Origin of the sequence: Enterobacter cloacae complex sp. R_G8 (assembly GCF_024599795.1) — a bacterium.
GTDB classification, from domain to species: Bacteria; Pseudomonadota; Gammaproteobacteria; order Enterobacterales; family Enterobacteriaceae; genus Enterobacter; species Enterobacter dissolvens.
Genome location: NZ_CP102246.1, coordinates 1,750,464 through 1,766,585 on the forward strand (window position 1 = coordinate 1,750,464; position 16,122 = coordinate 1,766,585).

At 55.8% G+C, this 16,122-nt stretch carries 13 protein-coding genes; 7 read left to right on the top strand and 6 right to left on the bottom strand.

What is annotated here, in order from left to right:
- Positions 1-29: 29 nt before the first annotated feature.
- A complete protein-coding gene (locus tag NQ842_RS08335; RefSeq protein ID WP_046888309.1) occupies positions 30-1,496 on the bottom strand; it encodes a mannitol dehydrogenase family protein in 1,467 nt (488 codons plus the stop codon).
- Between the two features lie 205 nt (positions 1,497-1,701).
- On the opposite strand from NQ842_RS08335, the gene uxuA reads away from it, so the two are divergent.
- Complete coding sequence (gene uxuA, locus NQ842_RS08340; RefSeq protein ID WP_257256716.1) at positions 1,702-2,892, top strand: mannonate dehydratase; 1,191 nt, start codon at positions 1,702-1,704, stop codon at positions 2,890-2,892.
- Positions 2,893-3,009: 117 nt separating this feature from the next.
- Here uxuA and yeiP read toward each other — a convergent pair whose 3' ends face one another.
- Positions 3,010-3,582: an elongation factor P-like protein YeiP gene (gene yeiP, locus NQ842_RS08345; RefSeq protein WP_008500940.1), complete on the bottom strand. Its 573-nt coding sequence runs from the start codon at positions 3,580-3,582 to the stop codon at positions 3,010-3,012.
- A 164-nt stretch (positions 3,583-3,746) separates the two neighbouring features.
- Between yeiP and NQ842_RS08350 the strand changes: the two genes are divergently transcribed.
- Complete coding sequence (locus tag NQ842_RS08350; RefSeq protein WP_014832705.1) at positions 3,747-4,001, top strand: YkgJ family cysteine cluster protein; 255 nt, start codon at positions 3,747-3,749, stop codon at positions 3,999-4,001.
- Here NQ842_RS08350 and setB read toward each other — a convergent pair.
- Positions 3,998-5,179, bottom strand: coding sequence for a sugar efflux transporter SetB (gene setB, locus NQ842_RS08355; RefSeq protein ID WP_257256717.1), 1,182 nt, complete (start codon positions 5,177-5,179; stop codon positions 3,998-4,000). The genes NQ842_RS08350 and setB overlap by 4 nt on opposite strands.
- A gap of 357 nt (positions 5,180-5,536) precedes the next feature.
- Between setB and fruB the strand changes: the two genes are divergently transcribed.
- From fruB to fruA, 3 genes are read left to right on the top strand one after another with little or no spacing between them, the layout of a single operon-like run.
- Positions 5,537-6,667, top strand: coding sequence for a fused PTS fructose transporter subunit IIA/HPr protein (gene fruB, locus NQ842_RS08360; protein ID WP_063412499.1), 1,131 nt, complete (start codon positions 5,537-5,539; stop codon positions 6,665-6,667).
- Positions 6,667-7,605: a 1-phosphofructokinase gene (fruK, locus tag NQ842_RS08365; RefSeq protein ID WP_014170919.1), complete on the top strand. Its 939-nt coding sequence runs from the start codon at positions 6,667-6,669 to the stop codon at positions 7,603-7,605. Before fruB ends, fruK begins: the two co-directional genes overlap by 1 nt.
- A gap of 16 nt (positions 7,606-7,621) precedes the next feature.
- Positions 7,622-9,307 (top strand): PTS fructose transporter subunit IIBC, encoded by a 1,686-nt coding sequence (fruA, locus tag NQ842_RS08370; RefSeq protein WP_014832701.1) that lies wholly within the window; start codon positions 7,622-7,624, stop codon positions 9,305-9,307.
- Between the two features lie 48 nt (positions 9,308-9,355).
- Here fruA and nfo read toward each other — a convergent pair whose 3' ends face one another.
- A complete protein-coding gene (gene nfo / locus NQ842_RS08375; protein ID WP_257256718.1) occupies positions 9,356-10,213 on the bottom strand; it encodes a deoxyribonuclease IV in 858 nt (285 codons plus the stop codon).
- 63 nt (positions 10,214-10,276) lie between these two features.
- Entirely contained in the window at positions 10,277-11,323 is a 1,047-nt protein-coding gene (locus NQ842_RS08380; RefSeq protein ID WP_014832699.1) for a YeiH family protein, read from the bottom strand.
- Between the two features lie 97 nt (positions 11,324-11,420).
- On the opposite strand from NQ842_RS08380, the gene yieE reads away from it, so the two are divergent.
- Positions 11,421-12,287 carry a DNA-binding transcriptional regulator YeiE gene (yieE, locus tag NQ842_RS08385; RefSeq protein ID WP_083020973.1) on the top strand — a complete coding sequence of 289 codons (867 nt, stop codon included), beginning with the start codon at positions 11,421-11,423 and terminating at the stop codon, positions 12,285-12,287.
- A 170-nt stretch (positions 12,288-12,457) separates the two neighbouring features.
- Complete coding sequence (locus tag NQ842_RS08390) at positions 12,458-13,927, top strand: amino acid permease (protein ID WP_014832697.1); 1,470 nt, start codon at positions 12,458-12,460, stop codon at positions 13,925-13,927.
- Positions 13,928-13,981: 54 nt separating this feature from the next.
- Here NQ842_RS08390 and NQ842_RS08395 read toward each other — a convergent pair whose 3' ends face one another.
- Positions 13,982-15,967: a ligand-gated channel protein gene (locus tag NQ842_RS08395; protein WP_257256719.1), complete on the bottom strand. Its 1,986-nt coding sequence runs from the start codon at positions 15,965-15,967 to the stop codon at positions 13,982-13,984.
- Positions 15,968-16,122 lie beyond the last annotated feature (155 nt).

Here is a 16,122-nt window from a genome sequence, read left to right on the forward strand (position 1 = left end):
ATGTCCGTTCGCCTTAAGCGCAATAAACGTTAAAGATTTAACGTTTCGATAACAGCCTGGCGCGCCCCGAGGCGGGCAATACGTTGGTATGCCTGGCGCACCGCCTCGACAAAAACGGGGTTTTGCGCGAGGTCATGACCAAAAACTTCGCTCAGCGTCAGCAGAGCGGTAACGCGGTTTGCGTCATTGCTGGCTTCAACCTTCGCACGGATTTTGTCGCTGAGCGGATCGCGGACATCAATCGTATTGCCTTGTTCATCTGTACCGCTGACGTAGCGGATCCAGCCCGCCACGCCCAGCGCCAGCAATGGCCATGCACTTTTGCGCTCCAGATGAATACGGATCCCATCCAGCATGCGCTGAGGCAGCTTCTGGCTGCCGTCCATCGCGATTTGCCAGGTGCGATGCTGCAGTGCCGGGTTAGCAAAACGATCGAGCAGGCTGTCGGCGTAAGCTGTCAGGTCAACGCCGGTGATACGCAGCGTGGGGGCCTGTTCATCCAGCATTAAGCGTCGCGCGGCCTGACGAAACGCCTCATCTTCCATACATTCATTAATATGCGCATACCCGGCGAGATAGCCCAGATACGCCAGGAAAGAGTGGCTACCGTTGAGCATGCGTAGCTTCATCTGTTCCCACGGAAGAACGTCCTGCACCATCTGCACGCCTGCCACTTCCCACTCCGGGCGTCCGGCGACAAAGTTATCTTCCACGACCCACTGAATAAAGGGCTCGCAGCTGATGGCGCACGGATCGTCTACACCGAGTTCCTGCGCGATCTCCGCCAGTGAGGCGTCGGTGGCGGCGGGCACAATCCTGTCAACCATCGTTCCCGGAAAACTAACATGGTCATCAATCCACCCGGCCAGTTCAGGAGCGCGTTTCTGAGCCATGCCGAGAACGGCATTTTTCACCACATGGCCGTTATCAGGGATGTTATCGCAGGAAAGCACCGTAAAGGCGGGTAAGCCGCGTTCACGGCGGCGATGGAGCGCTTCGACAATGATCCCTGGGGCGGAATGCGGCTCGGTGGGATTTTCCAGGTCGTGAACGATGCGGGCGTTTTGCAAATCCAGTTTCCCGGTGGCGGGGTCGATGCAGTAGCCTTTCTCAGTGATGGTGAGCGAAACGATAGCCACCTGCGGCTCGCAAAATTTCTCAATGATGGCGGCCAGCGAATCCAGTTTCGCGTTCAGGCATTCATGCACGGCCCCAATGATAATGGGTTGGTTGCCCTCCGCGCCTTTCTCCAGCACGGTGAAGAGATGATCCTGGGCCCGGAGCTGGCGCATCAACACATCGCCGCTGAAGAGGCTGATCTCACAGATGCCCCAGTCGCCTCCTTTGGCATTCAGCACGCGATCGGTCAACAACGCCTGATGTGCGCGGTGAAAGGCACCAAAGCCGAAATGGACGATGCGCGAGCGCAGATGCGTGCGATCGTAGCGCGGTTGCTGAACATGGGCAGGAAGCGAGGTGGAGGCAATTGTCTTCATGAAATACACACCTGATTAACTATTAATTAACAATGGCAGTGTAAAGTTATATGACAACAAAAAGAATTGGTAAGCCGTAATTATCGCGGTTATGTGAGTTCGATCAATCAATGTGTGGCGCTGTATTGACCCTTCTCGTTAAACATGTATGGTAGTCGTCATCGCAGTAACATATATTGGTATAACAACTTGAGGGGGTGGGGCAATGGAACAAACCTGGCGTTGGTACGGGCCGAACGATCCGGTTTCTCTTGATGATGTGCGTCAGGCTGGCGCAACGGGTGTCGTCACGGCGCTGCATCATATTCCTAATGGTCAGGTGTGGCCGGTAGAGGAAATTCAAAAGCGTCAGGCACTGCTGGCGGAAAAGGGATTAACCTGGTCTGTTGTAGAAAGTATTCCCGTTCACGAAGATATCAAAACTCATTCCGGCGAGTATCAGACCTGGATTGCCAACTATCAGCAGAGCATCCGCAACCTGGCGGCCTGTGGTATTGATACCGTTTGCTACAACTTCATGCCGATTCTGGACTGGACGCGCACTGACCTTGAGTATCAGATGCCTGACGGTTCAAAAGCGCTGCGTTTTGATCAGATCGCCTTTGCGGCATTTGAGTTGCACATTCTGAAGCGCCCTGGCGCGGAAGCCGATTACACGCCGGAAGAGCAGCAGCAGGCGCGCGCATGGTTTAGCGCAGCAAGTGAAGCAGACATTGAAAAGCTGACCCGCAATATCATCGCCGGCCTGCCGGGCGCTGAAGAGGGCTACACGCTGGATCAGTTCCGCGCTCGTCTGGCAGAGTACGGTGATATCGATAAAAATCAGCTGCGCGAAAACATGGCCTACTTCCTGCGCGCGATTGTACCGGTGGCGGAAGAGGCGGGCGTTCGTCTGGCCGTGCACCCGGACGATCCTCCGCGCCCGATCCTCGGTCTGCCGCGTATCGTTTCTACCCTCGAAGATATGCAGTGGCTGAAAGAGACGGTCGATAGCATTTATAACGGCTTTACCATGTGCACGGGCTCGTACGGCGTGCGTGCGGATAACGACCTGGTGCGGATGATTGAAACCTTCGGCGATCGCATTCACTTCACGCATCTGCGTGCAACCTGCCGCGAAGAGAACCCGAAAACCTTCCACGAAGCGGCACACCTGGGCGGTGATGTGAATATGGTGGCGGTGGTGGATGCCATTCTGGCGGAAGAGTCTCGGCGTAAGCAGGCGGGTGATTTACGTCCAATCCCGTTCCGTCCGGATCACGGGCATCAGATGCTGGACGATCTGCGCAAGAAAACCAACCCGGGCTATTCGGCAATTGGCCGTCTGAAAGGGATGGCAGAAGTGCGCGGCGTAGAGCTGGCGCTGAAGATGACGAAGTATCCTGAGCTTCTGTAAGTTATGTTGCCCGGTGGCGCTACGCTTACCGCGCCTACAAAATCAAAAAAACCGGCTCTCAGGCCGGTTTTTTCGTAGGCCGGATAAGGCGAAGCCGCCACCCGGCAGATACACCACTTAGTCAGCACGACCCATATAGCGTTTTTCTTCGATATGAATGCGGATTTTCTCGCCGGCGGACAGGTACTCAGGCACCTGTACCACCAGACCGGTGGTCAGAGTCGCTGGTTTGTTACGTGCACTGGCTGACGCGCCTTTAATGCCCGGTGCCGTTTCAACGATTTCCAGATCAACCGTCTGCGGCAGTTCCAGCGCCAGCAGCACGCCGTCCCAGGTCAGAACCTGCATATCCGGCATACCGCCTTCAGGAATGAACAGCAGCTCTTCTTCAATCTGATCTTTGGTGAAGATGTACGGGGTGTAATCTTCTTTATCCATGAATACATACTCGTTGCCGTCGATATAGGAGAAATCAACATAGCGACGGGTCAGAGTGACGGTATCAACGATATCATCACCTTTGAAACGTTCTTCCACTTTAAGGCCGGTACGCACATCGGCGAAACGCATTTTGTACAGCGTTGCTGCACCACGGGCGCTCGGGGCCTGAATATCGATATCTTTCACAATCAGCAGTTTGCCGTTGTAATTCAGTACCATACCTTTCTTAATTTCGTTCGCTCTTGGCATTGCAGTAATCCTGTCTACGGGAGGTAAAAAATATCGCGCCAAATTACTCGTGCGCGGCCTTTCAGGCAAGCGGAATTCGTGGCTTTTGCTATCAATACGCAAAAGGTGTTACTGTGCGCGCGATACCCGACTGCGCGGGTATTCGTCACCGATAGAGAGCATTTATGGATTGTCGTCCCGATTGCGGCGCGTGCTGTACCGCACCGTCCATTTCAAGCCCCATTCCAGGAATGCCGGAGGGCAAGCCTGCCAATACCCGCTGCGTTCAGCTCTCTGAAACCAACCTGTGCAAGATCTTTGGTTCGCCTCTGCGCCCGAAGGTGTGCTCCGGGCTGCAGCCCTCCGCTGAGATGTGCGGCAGCACGCGCGCGCAGGCGATGACGTACCTGCTTGATCTGGAAGCGCTCACCGCACCTTAAACGTCTTTAATTTTTGTCAGGCAGCCTATCGTCAGGGTGCACATCACCAGCGCAATCCAGAACACCGTGTGATAGTTCCAGATCTCGGCCACCACACCGGCCATTGAGCCTGCGATAATCCAGCCCACGCGGGTGGTATTAGTATAAAGGGTGGTGGCGGAGCCTGCCTGGCCCGGCATCAGATCCTGGAAGTAGAGCATGCCAATCCCGGCGAGTATGCCGATATAGATGGCGTTCAGCAGCTGTAAAGCCAGCAACAGCCCCGGCGTATGTACCGTCAGCATGCCGATATAAAACAGGAGCCCGGCGACGGCGGCGATACGCATCAGAAAACGTTTCCCGAAACGCTTCGCATAATAGCCTGCAATCAGCATGGTGGGGATTTCAAGCCCGGCCGCGGTACCCATCATGATGCCAGCGAGCTTCTCGGGCAGATGCAGTTCGTCAATAATAAACAGCGGCATATTAATGATATACAGGCTGTTGGTGCCCCACATCAGCGTACAGATAATAAAGAGGAGAAGGGCGTCACGACGGTTACGCCGCGGTGCCTCCAGCACACCCGTCGCCACTTTTGGCTCTTTACGCATCGACGGCAGAAAGAACCACACCATGGTGCCACACACCACAAAGGCGACAGCCGCACTCAGGTACATCACCGTAAAACCAAACCCCATCGCCAGGGCGTAAGCCAGCGGCGGGCCTATCACCCACGCCAGCGACACTTGCGCACGCAGAATGGAGCTGAACATCACCGCTTCGCGCCCGGTATGGTCGGCATGCTCACGGGCAAGGGCGAACATCTGCGGATTCGCCGTTGAACCGAAGCTACTCAGAAACACCCCGATAAACAGCAGAACAAAATAGTTGCGGTTCCAGGCAAACAGGACGCAGGCGAACACCCCCAGCAGACAGCAAAAGACGATCAGGCTTTTACGATCGCCTTTTTTATCCGAACGCCCCGCCAGAAACTGGCTCACCAGGATGCCGATAATGGCGCTTCCGGTAAAGAAGAAGCCCACCATCGCCGGGCGCGCATGGACTTCATTGGTCAGGAACAGGCTCAGCGTAGGGGTCTGCAGCGCACCGGCGATGCCGGTCAGGAAGGCAACAATCAAAAATGCCGTTGAGGTGAAATCAAAGGGCTTCGGCGAGACGGCGGCGGGCGTGTTATGCATGTTTCACAATCGGTGAGTTTTAAGGAGACGCGGAGTGTACGTCGCGAGTCAGAAAATAAACAGAGGGTGCGGTCAATTTCGCCACGAATAATCAAAATGGCATTTCAGATTTGCATGCCGCTGACCTTAGCTGAAACTGATTTGCTGACCGTCAGCAAAATTCAGCTCAACGAGGAAGAAATGTGCTGCATCTCTAAATTCTGCAATCAGAAATGTAACTTTCCTTGCAACGTCTTGCAGAAAGCGCAAGACTTTTTGAAACGTTTCAGCGCTATCTTGTTTTAACAAACGGAGCAGGCTAGCGCATTTTTTCTCATTTAAGCTGAAACGATTCAATTTCAGCAGGAGAGGAGAACCATGTTCCAGTTATCTGTACAGGATATCCACCCGGGCGCTCAGGCCGGGAACAAAGAAGAGGCCATTCGCCAGGTTGCCGCTGCCCTTGTGCAGGCCGGAAACGTGGCTGAAGGCTACGTTAATGGCATGCTGGCGCGTGAGCAGCAGACCTCGACCTTCCTTGGCAATGGCATCGCCATTCCGCACGGCACCACTGACACCCGCGACCAGGTGCTGAAAACCGGCGTTAAGGTTTATCAGTTCCCGCAGGGCGTAGTGTGGGGTGACGGGCAGGTGGCATACGTGGCTATCGGCATTGCGGCCAGCAGCGACGAGCACTTAGGTTTGCTGCGTCAGCTGACGCACGTGCTGAGCGATGACTCTGTGGCCGAACAGCTTAAATCTGCCACCACCGCTGAAGAGCTGCGCGCTCTGCTGATGGGCGAGAAACAGAGCGAAGCGCTGAAACTGGATAACGACACGCTGACGCTGGATGTTGCCGCGACGGACCTGGTGACGCTGCAGGCCCTGAACGCAGGACGCCTGAAAGAAGCCGGGGCGGCAGACGCTACCTTTGTCACCCGCGTCATTAACGATAAGCCTCTTAATCTGGGCCAGGGAATCTGGCTGAACGACAGTGCTGAAGGCAACCTGCGGAGCGCCATTGCGGTGAGCCGTGCCGCAAACGCCTTTGACGTAGATGGTGAAAGCGCTGCGCTGCTGGTGACCGTCGCCATGACCGATGACCAGCCGGTTTCCGTGCTGAAGCGTCTGGGCGATCTGCTGCTGAACAACAAAGCTGAAAAACTGCTGAACGCTGATGCCGCCACCGTGCTGGCACTGCTGACCAGTGATGATGCGCTGACTGATGATGTGCTGAGCGCAGAGTTCGTTGTGCGTAACGAGCACGGCCTGCATGCCCGTCCGGGTACCATGCTGGTGAATACCATTAAACAATTCGAAAGTGAGATCACCGTGGCTAACCTTGATGGCACGGGCAAAGCGGCCAATGGTCGTAGTCTGATGAAAGTTGTCGCGCTGGGCGTGAAGAAAGGTCACCGTCTGCGTTTCACCGCGCAGGGTGCGGATGCTGAACAAGCGCTGAAAGCGATTGGCGATGCCATCGCGGCGGGTCTGGGGGAGGGCGCATAATGAGCAGACGTGTTGCGACTATTACGCTGAACCCGGCTTATGACCTGGTAGGGTTTTGCCCGGAGATTGAGCGCGGCGAAGTAAACCTTGTGCGTACCACTGGCCTGCATGCTGCGGGCAAAGGGATTAACGTCGCGAAAGTGCTCAAGGATCTCGGTATCGATGTCACCGTGGGGGGATTCCTCGGTAAAGATAACCAGGATGGTTTCCAGCAGCTGTTTAGCGAGCTGGGTATTGCTAACCGTTTCCAGGTCGTTCAGGGCCGTACCCGTATCAACGTCAAACTGACGGAGAAAGACGGGGAAGTGACCGATCTCAACTTCTCTGGCTTTGAAGTGACGCCGTCTGACTGGGAGCGTTTTGTTAACGATTCCCTGACCTGGCTGGGCCAGTTTGACATGGTGTGCGTCAGCGGCAGTCTGCCCTCCGGCGTAAGCCCGGAAGCCTTCACCGACTGGATGACGCGCCTGCGCAGCCAGTGCCCGTGCATCATTTTTGACAGCAGCCGTGATGCGCTGGTCGCCGGTCTGAAAGCGTCGCCGTGGCTGGTTAAGCCTAATCGCCGTGAACTGGAGATCTGGGCTGGCCGGAAGCTGCCAGAATTAAAAGATGTGATTGACGCTGCCCATGCGCTGCGCGAGCAGGGTATCGCTCACGTGGTGATTTCGCTTGGTGCAGAAGGGGCGTTGTGGGTTAACGCGTCTGGTGAATGGATCGCCAAACCGCCGTCGGTTGACGTTGTCAGCACCGTTGGCGCCGGGGATTCGATGGTTGGCGGTCTGATCTACGGCCTGCTGATGCGCGAATCCAGTGAACATACTTTACGTCTTGCCACCGCCGTTGCTGCCCTGGCCGTGAGTCAGAGCAATGTCGGCATTACCGATCGTACCCAGTTAGCCGCGATGATGGCGCGCGTTGACTTAAAACCTTTTAACTAACAGCAGGAGAGGAATAATGAAAACGCTGCTGATTATTGACTCCGGTCTCGGACAGGCTCGCGCCTATATGGCGAAGACCCTGCTGGGAGCGGCGGCGAACAAAGCACATCTGGAAATGACCGATAACCCGGGCGACGCCGAACTGGCGATTGTGCTGGGTGATAAGGTCCCGGCTGACAGCGCGCTGAACGGCAAAAAAGTGTGGCTGGGCGATATTAATCGCGCGGTGGCACATCCGGAACTGTTCCTGAGCGAAGCGAAAGGTCACGCGTCTGTCTACAGCGCACCGGTTGCAGCGGCGCCGGTTGCTGCCGCGGGCCCGAAACGTATTGTGGCGGTGACGGCCTGCCCGACGGGCGTCGCACATACCTTTATGGCGGCTGAAGCAATTGAAACCGAAGCGAAAAAACGCGGCTGGTGGGTAAAAGTTGAAACCCGTGGTTCGGTGGGGGCGGGCAATGCCATCACCCCGGAAGAAGTGGCGGAAGCCGATCTGGTGATCGTTGCGGCGGATATCGAAGTGGATCTGGCAAAATTTGCCGGGAAACCGATGTACCGCACCTCTACCGGCCTGGCGCTGAAGAAAACTGCGCAGGAGTTTGATAAAGCGCTGGCAGAAGCCACGCCTTATCAGGCTACCGGTGCGGCTAAACCGGCCACCGAAGGGAAAAAAGAATCCGCGGGTGCCTATCGTCACCTGCTGACCGGTGTGTCTTATATGCTGCCGATGGTGGTCGCGGGTGGTCTGTGTATCGCGCTGTCATTCGCGTTTGGTATCACCGCATTTAAAGAAGAAGGGACGCTGGCCGCGGCGTTAATGCAGATTGGTGGCGGTTCCGCGTTCGCGCTGATGGTGCCGGTGCTGGCGGGCTTTATCGCCTTCTCCATCGCTGACCGTCCGGGTCTGACGCCAGGTCTTATCGGCGGTATGCTGGCCGTGAGCACCGGCTCCGGCTTTATTGGCGGTATCATTGCCGGTTTCCTGGCGGGTTACGTCGCGAAGCTTATCAGCTCGAAACTGAAGCTGCCGCAAAGTATGGAAGCCCTGAAACCGATTCTGATCATTCCGCTGATTTCCAGCCTGGTGGTCGGTCTGGCGATGATTTACCTGATTGGTAAGCCGGTGGCGGGTATCCTGGCGGGTCTGACCCACTGGCTGCAAACCATGGGCACGGCGAACGCGGTGCTGTTGGGTGCCATCCTCGGTGGCATGATGTGTACCGACATGGGTGGTCCGGTAAACAAAGCGGCCTACGCTTTCGGTGTTGGCCTGCTGAGTACTCAGACCTACGCGCCGATGGCAGCCATTATGGCGGCCGGTATGGTGCCACCGCTGGCTCTGGGGCTGGCAACGATTATTGCGCGTCGTAAATTCGACAAAGCGCAGCAGGAAGGCGGTAAAGCGGCGCTGGTGCTGGGCCTGTGCTTTATCACCGAAGGGGCGATTCCATTCGCGGCCCGTGACCCAATGCGTGTTCTGCCTTGCTGTATCGCTGGCGGCGCGGTGACCGGGGCTATCTCAATGGCGATTGGCGCGAAGCTGATGGCACCGCACGGTGGTCTGTTCGTTCTGCTGATCCCGGGCGCCATCACCCCGGTACTGGGTTACCTGCTGGCGATTGTTGCCGGTACGCTGGTGGCGGGGCTCTCTTACGCGGTGCTGAAACGCCCTGAAGCGGAAGTGGTAGCGAAAGCAGCCTAAGCGATAAAACCACAAAAAAGCCGGATCGCGTTAAGCGTCCGGCTTTTTTTATGCCGCCTGTTCAGCGGTCTGCTGTGCCTTCAGCCAGGCGATCTCTTCCGCCCAGATATCCGGATTGATGGTTTCCAGCACCATGGGGATACCATCGAAACGGGCGTCCTGCATGATAAAGCGGAACGCATCATGGCCGATATTGCCTTCGCCCAGGCTGTGGTGGCGGTCTACACGGCTGCCAAAGGCGCTTTTGGCATCGTTTAAGTGCATCCCGCGCAGATACTTAAAGCCCACCACGCGTTCGAACTCATCGAAGGTGTTTTTTGTGGCCTCGGTTGTGCGCAGGTCATAACCGGCCGCAAACGCGTGACAGGTATCGATACATACGCCCACGCGGGATTTGTCTTCCACGCCGTCGATAATGGCGGCCAGATGTTCGAACCTAAAACCGAGGTTGCTGCCCTGACCGGCGGTATTCTCAATCACCGCAGTCACACCCCGGGTTTTATCCAGCGTGATGTTGATGGACTCCGCAATGCGCGCCAGGCAGGCTTCTTCGTCTATCTGCATCAGGTGGCTACCGGGATGGAAGTTCAGCAGCGTCAGCCCAAGCTGCTCGCAGCGCTGGACTTCATCAAGAAACGCCTCGCGGGACTTCTCAAGGGCTTCTTCGACCGGATGACCGAGGTTGATCAGGTAACTGTCGTGGGGAAGGATTTGACCCGGCCCGTAGTGGCATTTCTCACAGGCGGCTTTAAAATCATCAATCACTTCAGCGGTAAGTGGTGCGGCGCGCCACTGACGCTGGTTTTTGGTGAACAGGGCGAAAGCGGTCGCCTCAATTTCGGCGGCGCGAATGGCGGCATTCGCAAGGCCACCAGCAGCGCTGACGTGCGCTCCAACGTATTTCATAAAGGACTCCTGTTAACCCGAAATGCGTATCATAGCGGGTTAACAGGAGAAGGATGTAGTGGTTTATGCCATCAGGCTGTGGACCACGAGGTTAATCGCGCCGCCACCCACAATCAGCCAGATGAAGAGCACCAGCGCCATCAGCAGCGGTTTTGCACCGGCTTTTTTCAGTGCGCTGACGTGCGTGGTCACCCCCAGTGCCGCCATCGCCATCGCCAGCAGCACGGTATCCAGCGTCACCAGCATATCGACCACCGCTTTTGGCAGCAGGTGGAAAGAGTTGAAAATCGCCACCACGATAAACAGTATCGCAAACCACGGAATGGTGATTTTACTCTTCTGGTTACTGCCCGCTGGCGCAAGCTGTTTCACGCGGGCGGCCAGGATAATCAGGAACGGTGCCAGCATCATGACGCGCAGCATTTTGGCAATCACCGCGGCGTTTTCGGCTTCCGGGTTAATGGCGTGACCCGCCGCCACAACCTGCGCCACTTCATGCATGGTTGAACCAATATAGATGCCATAGGTCTCCGGGCTAAACCAGTGGGCGACCAGCGGGTACATGGCCGGGTAGAGGAAAATAGCCAGCGTACCGAAGATCACCACGGTCGCGACGGCCACCGTGACTTTGCTGGATTCCGCCTTGACGACAGGTTCGGTTGCCAGCACCGCCGCCGCACCGCAAATACTGCTCCCGGCACCAATCAGCCAGCTGGTCTGTTTATCCAGGCCAAAGATTTTCTGCCCGATAAAGCAGGCCAGTAAAAAGGTACTGGTGAGGGTCAGGACGTCAATGGCGATACCGCTGATGCCGACATCGGCAATCTGCGAAAAAGTGAGGCGAAAGCCGTAAAGAATGATCCCGAGGCGCAGCAGATGCTGCTTGGCAAAAATAACGCCGCCATCACAGGACTTCCAGATATGCGGGTAAACGGTATTACCCACGACCATGCCGAGCAAGATCGCCAGCGTTAAGGCGCTAAAACCAGCACCGGCGACGGCGGGAATGCTGCCGCCCCAGAGTGCCACGCCGGTGACGACCGCGCTGAGGGCAAGACCCGGCACGAAGTGCCACAATGTACGATGATGCTGTAAGGTAATTTCTGACATAACCTTCTCCTTTGTCTGGCTAAAGGTTACGGCGCGCTGGCTTAAAAATAAAATTGATTATATACTTATAATTAATCTATATAAGTGGTAAGCAACCATGCACATTACATTGCGTCAGCTGGAAGTCTTTGCCGAAGTGCTGAAAAGCGGGTCGACGACACAAGCCTCACAGATGCTGGCACTTTCCCAGTCTGCGGTCAGCGCGGCCCTGACCGATCTTGAGGGTCAGTTGGGCGTGCAGCTCTTCGACAGGGTAGGGAAGCGGCTGGTGGTCAACGAGCATGGTCGCCTTCTGTATCCCCGTGCGCTGGCGCTGCTGGAACAGGCGACGGAAATTGAACAACTGTTCCGGGAAGAAAACGGCGCCATCCGCGTATATGCCAGCAGTACCATCGGAAACTACATTCTGCCGGAAGTGATTGCCCGCTATCGCCGGGATTTCCCGACCCTGCCGCTGGAGATGAGCGTCGGTAACAGCCAGGATGTAATCAACGCGGTGATCGATTTCCGCGTGGATATCGGTCTTATCGAAGGGCCGTGCCATAACGTCGATATCATTGCTGAACCCTGGCTGGAAGATGAACTGGTGGTCTTCGCCTCGCCGGCCTCGTCGCTATTGCAGGGGGAGGTGACGCTGGAGCGACTGGCACAGGCGCAGTGGATCCTGCGTGAGCAGGGCTCCGGTACGCGGGAAATTGTCGATTATCTGCTGCTCTCCCATCTGCCCCATTTCCAGCTGGGTATGGAGCTTGGCAACTCAGAAGCGATTAAGCATGCGGTCCGTCATGGTCTGGGGATTAGCTGTCTCTCGCGGCGGGTCATTGCTGAACAGCTGGAGGCCGGAACGCTGGTTGAAATTCCGCTTCCGCTGCCAAAACTGGTGCGCACGTTGTGGTGCATTCACCATCGTCAGAAACACCTCTCCAGTTCGTTACAGCGTTTTCTGCGCTATTGCGCCATGTAAAAGCGCCCCTCACCCTGGCCCTCTCCCCAATGAGGAGAGGGAAAAATTATGCTTTACTTATAATCCTGGCCGAGTCATGAAGGTCTCTTATAACTCAGTATTTCTGCCGGAAGGAACGCGGATCGTCTGCTACAATCGCGCCTCATTTATTAGATGGACAGCATTTTCACATGGTTTCAGAAATTAAAACCACAGAAGCGCCCGCGCTACGTCGCGAACTCAAGGCGCGTCACCTGACGATGATCGCCATCGGCGGCTCAATCGGTACAGGTCTTTTTGTTGCCTCCGGGGCAACCATTTCGGCAGCAGGCCCGGGTGGGGCGCTTTTCTCTTATATCCTGATTGGCCTGATGGTCTACTTCCTGATGACCAGTCTGGGCGAACTGGCCGCGTACATGCCGGTATCAGGTTCGTTTTCGACCTATGGTCAGAAATACGTTGAAGAAGGGTTCGGCTTCGCGCTGGGCTGGAACTACTGGTACAACTGGGCGGTCACCATCGCCGTTGACCTTGTCGCCGCACAGCTGGTGATGACCTGGTGGTTCCCGGACACGCCAGGCTGGATCTGGAGTGCGCTGTTCCTCGCGGTCATCTTCCTGCTGAACTACATCTCCGTTCGCGGCTTTGGCGAAGCGGAATACTGGTTCTCTTTGATCAAAGTGGCAACCGTCATCATCTTTATCGTCGTCGGTGTGGCGATGATCGTTGGTATTTTCAAAGGTGCAGAACCTGCAGGCTGGAGCAACTGGACAATTGGTGATGCGCCGTTTGCCGGTGGTTTCTCGGCGATGATTGGCGTGGCGATGATTGTTGGCTTCTCCTTCCAGGGAACCGAGCTGATTGGTATTGCCGCCGGTGAATCTGAAAATCCGGAGAAGAACATTCCGCGCGCGGTGCGTCAGGTGTTCTGGCGTATTCTGTTGTTCTATGTATTCGCGATCCTGATCATCAGCCTGATCATTCCGTACACCGACCCAAGCCTGCTGCGTAACGATGTCAAAGACATCAGCGTCAGTCCGTTCACGCTGGTCTTCCAGCATGCCGGTCTGCTCTCTGCGGCGGCGGTGATGAACGCCGTGATCCTGACCGCGGTACTGTCTGCGGGTAACTCAGGGATGTATGCCTCAACCCGTATGCTCTATACCCTGGCCTGTGACGGTAAAGCGCCGCGTATTTTCGCAAAATTGTCTCGTGGCGGTGTGCCGCGTAACGCGCTGTATGCCACAACGGTCATTGCTGGTCTGTGCTTCCTGACCTCCATGTTCGGTAACCAGACGGTGTACCTGTGGCTGCTCAACACCTCTGGTATGACGGGCTTTATCGCCTGGCTGGGGATTGCTATCAGCCACTACCGCTTCCGTCGCGGCTATGTGATGCAGGGACACGATCTGAACAACCTGCCATACCGTTCCGGGTTCTTCCCGCTGGGGCCGATTTTCGCCTTCATTCTGTGTCTGATTATCACCCTGGGTCAGAACTATGAAGCGTTCCTGGCGGACACCATTGACTGGGGCGCCGTCACGGCCACCTACATTGGTATTCCGCTGTTCCTGGTGATCTGGTTTGGTTACAAGCTGATGAAAGGAACGCACTTCGTTCGCTACAGTGAAATGGAATTCCCGGAACGATTTAATAAATAAACCGCACTTCCTCTCTTTTAGCCCGCTCATTTGAGCGGGCTTTTTTATGGGGAATTAGAAGCTGTACGTCATGCCGACGGTATAGCGGCGGCCGTCGAGTACGGTGTCGTAGGTATCGTAATCAATCTGCTTATCAAGCACGTTGTAAACGCCGGCGGTGACCAGCAGGTTTTTATTCGCGTTATAGCGCAGACCGACATCAACCTGGGTATAGGACGGTGTGCCCTGAGACATTGAGGTACGGCTCAGGTATTCAGACGTTTTACCGCGCAGGTTCAGACGGCTCCAGAACCCGACATCCGGCGTGGCCTGCCAGTCGAGGGTGGTATTGAACATGTGTTTCGGCATTTTGTTCAGCGGCTTGCCAGAGAATTGGCCACTTTTCTGCTCCGATTCCGTGTAGGTGTAGTTGGCGGTCCAGTTCACATCACGGGTAATTTTCCAGCCGAAGGTGGATTCCACACCGCGCATGTTCGCTTTGTCCACATTGACGCGGTCGCTGACGAAATCATAGGTGTGATTACCAATGGTGCAGGCAGGATCGGCGCTGCTGTTACAGCGGCGCACTTCGGTGATCTTATCCTTGAAGTCGGTATTGAACAGCGTCACTCCGGCATTCAGATTGTCGCTGTTATCCCAGAGCAGGGCGATCTCTTCGCTCAGGCTCTTCTCCGGTTTCAGATCCGGATTGCCGACAATGATGCCATCAAGACGTCCACCGCCCGTTGCCTGGCCCCAGCTGGCTGAAGACTGACGCAGGTCCGGCGCACGGTAGCCAGCGGAGACGCCACCTTTTAGCGTCCACTGATCGGCCAGATGCCACACGCCATAGCCGCGTGGCGTCCAGTTGGTGCCGTAGTTTTGGTCTTTATCCATCCGCAGACCACCGGTCAGCGTAAAGCTGTCGGTCATCGCCCATTCATCTTCGGCAAATAGCGCCCAGCTCCAGCGCGTCAGTTTGTTGAGCCCATCAGCGGCTTGCAGCTGGTTGCCGTTATCGCGCAGTTTCTCATAACGATACTGCCCGCCGAGGGTCAACGTATGGTCACCCAGGAAGATCTGGTTCTGGTTGTTGAACGTCGTGTTCCAGGAGCGCATGTCGCGATCCGGGTTGTTGGTCTCTTCCTGCTGAATGTAGCTGGTGGTATTGAAGTCGCTGTAATAGCCGTTATGGGTTAATGCGTACGTCGTATGCTCGTAGCGCGTCTCACTCTTTGTGTTCGGCTTGCAGGTGTTGCCGCGGCAGGTTTCTGTCGCTTTGGACATGCCTGGCGTGCTGTTTCTGTCCTGAAGTTCACGGGCAAAATCGAGATCGAAATCATTCTGCTCGTCCGGGGTAAAGTTCAGGGTAATGCCGCCGTTACGCATCTTCTGCTCGTTATACCCGTTGACGATTTTATCTTCCGCGCGGCGTGACAGCAGTCCCGTCACTTTTGCCCCCAGCAGGCCGTCAATCAGTGGGCCCGAAGCATAGGCGTTGGTCTGGAAAATATCGCCGGAATCATTGTTTTCCTGGAACGTGGCATCGCCATGTAAAGAGCCGGTCCAGGCTTTGGTATTCGACACTTTTTTGGTGATCACGTTGATCACACCGCCCATGGCGTCCGAGCCATACAGCGATGACATCGGGCCGCGGATCACTTCGATGCGTTCGATGGACTCCAGCGGCGGCAGCCAGCCTTGTTCAATACCCGCGTTATCGCTGTTTGGGCGCGTGCTGCGGGTACTGATACGTTTGCCGTTGACCAGGAACAGCGTGTACTGGGAAGCCATGCCGCGAATGCTGATATCGCTGCTGCTGCCCCCACCAGTGACGACCACGCCCGGTACATCTTTCAGCGCATCGGTGACGTCGCGGTACGCTTTGTCTTCAATTTGCTGTTTCGAAATTACGGATATCGAGGCGGGGGCATTCTGGATCTTTTGTTCAAACCCGGTGGCAGTGACGACAACGGTGTCCTGTTCGGCTGCGTGAACGACGTGGGGAAGTGTGGCGATGCCAACGGCGATAGCCAGTGCCTTAACGCGAGGTATAGTCATTTTGTACATTCCGTATAAATGAAAAAAACTCCATCGGGATAACCCTGATAACGCTATGTCTTTGTCTTGTAAGAACGCTTTGTGATGGAGAAGAGGCTCGAATTGTACAAAAGAATGTAGATTTGTAAACACAAATGATAATCGAAATCATTTGT

What these genes read in the sequence shown, in the direction of transcription:
- NQ842_RS08335 (WP_046888309.1), bottom strand. Translation starts at nt 1,496, where the DNA reads ATGAAGACAATTGCCTCCACCTCGCTTCCTGCCCATGTTCAGCAACCG.
- uxuA (WP_257256716.1), top strand. Translation starts at nt 1,702, where the DNA reads ATGGAACAAACCTGGCGTTGGTACGGGCCGAACGATCCGGTTTCTCTT.
- yeiP (WP_008500940.1), bottom strand. Translation starts at nt 3,582, where the DNA reads ATGCCAAGAGCGAACGAAATTAAGAAAGGTATGGTACTGAATTACAAC.
- NQ842_RS08350 (WP_014832705.1), top strand. Translation starts at nt 3,747, where the DNA reads ATGGATTGTCGTCCCGATTGCGGCGCGTGCTGTACCGCACCGTCCATT.
- setB (WP_257256717.1), bottom strand. Translation starts at nt 5,179, where the DNA reads ATGCATAACACGCCCGCCGCCGTCTCGCCGAAGCCCTTTGATTTCACC.
- fruB (WP_063412499.1), top strand. Translation starts at nt 5,537, where the DNA reads ATGTTCCAGTTATCTGTACAGGATATCCACCCGGGCGCTCAGGCCGGG.
- fruK (WP_014170919.1), top strand. Translation starts at nt 6,667, where the DNA reads ATGAGCAGACGTGTTGCGACTATTACGCTGAACCCGGCTTATGACCTG.
- fruA (WP_014832701.1), top strand. Translation starts at nt 7,622, where the DNA reads ATGAAAACGCTGCTGATTATTGACTCCGGTCTCGGACAGGCTCGCGCC.
- nfo (WP_257256718.1), bottom strand. Translation starts at nt 10,213, where the DNA reads ATGAAATACGTTGGAGCGCACGTCAGCGCTGCTGGTGGCCTTGCGAAT.
- NQ842_RS08380 (WP_014832699.1), bottom strand. Translation starts at nt 11,323, where the DNA reads ATGTCAGAAATTACCTTACAGCATCATCGTACATTGTGGCACTTCGTG.
- yieE (WP_083020973.1), top strand. Translation starts at nt 11,421, where the DNA reads ATGCACATTACATTGCGTCAGCTGGAAGTCTTTGCCGAAGTGCTGAAA.
- NQ842_RS08390 (WP_014832697.1), top strand. Translation starts at nt 12,458, where the DNA reads ATGGTTTCAGAAATTAAAACCACAGAAGCGCCCGCGCTACGTCGCGAA.
- NQ842_RS08395 (WP_257256719.1), bottom strand. Translation starts at nt 15,967, where the DNA reads ATGACTATACCTCGCGTTAAGGCACTGGCTATCGCCGTTGGCATCGCC.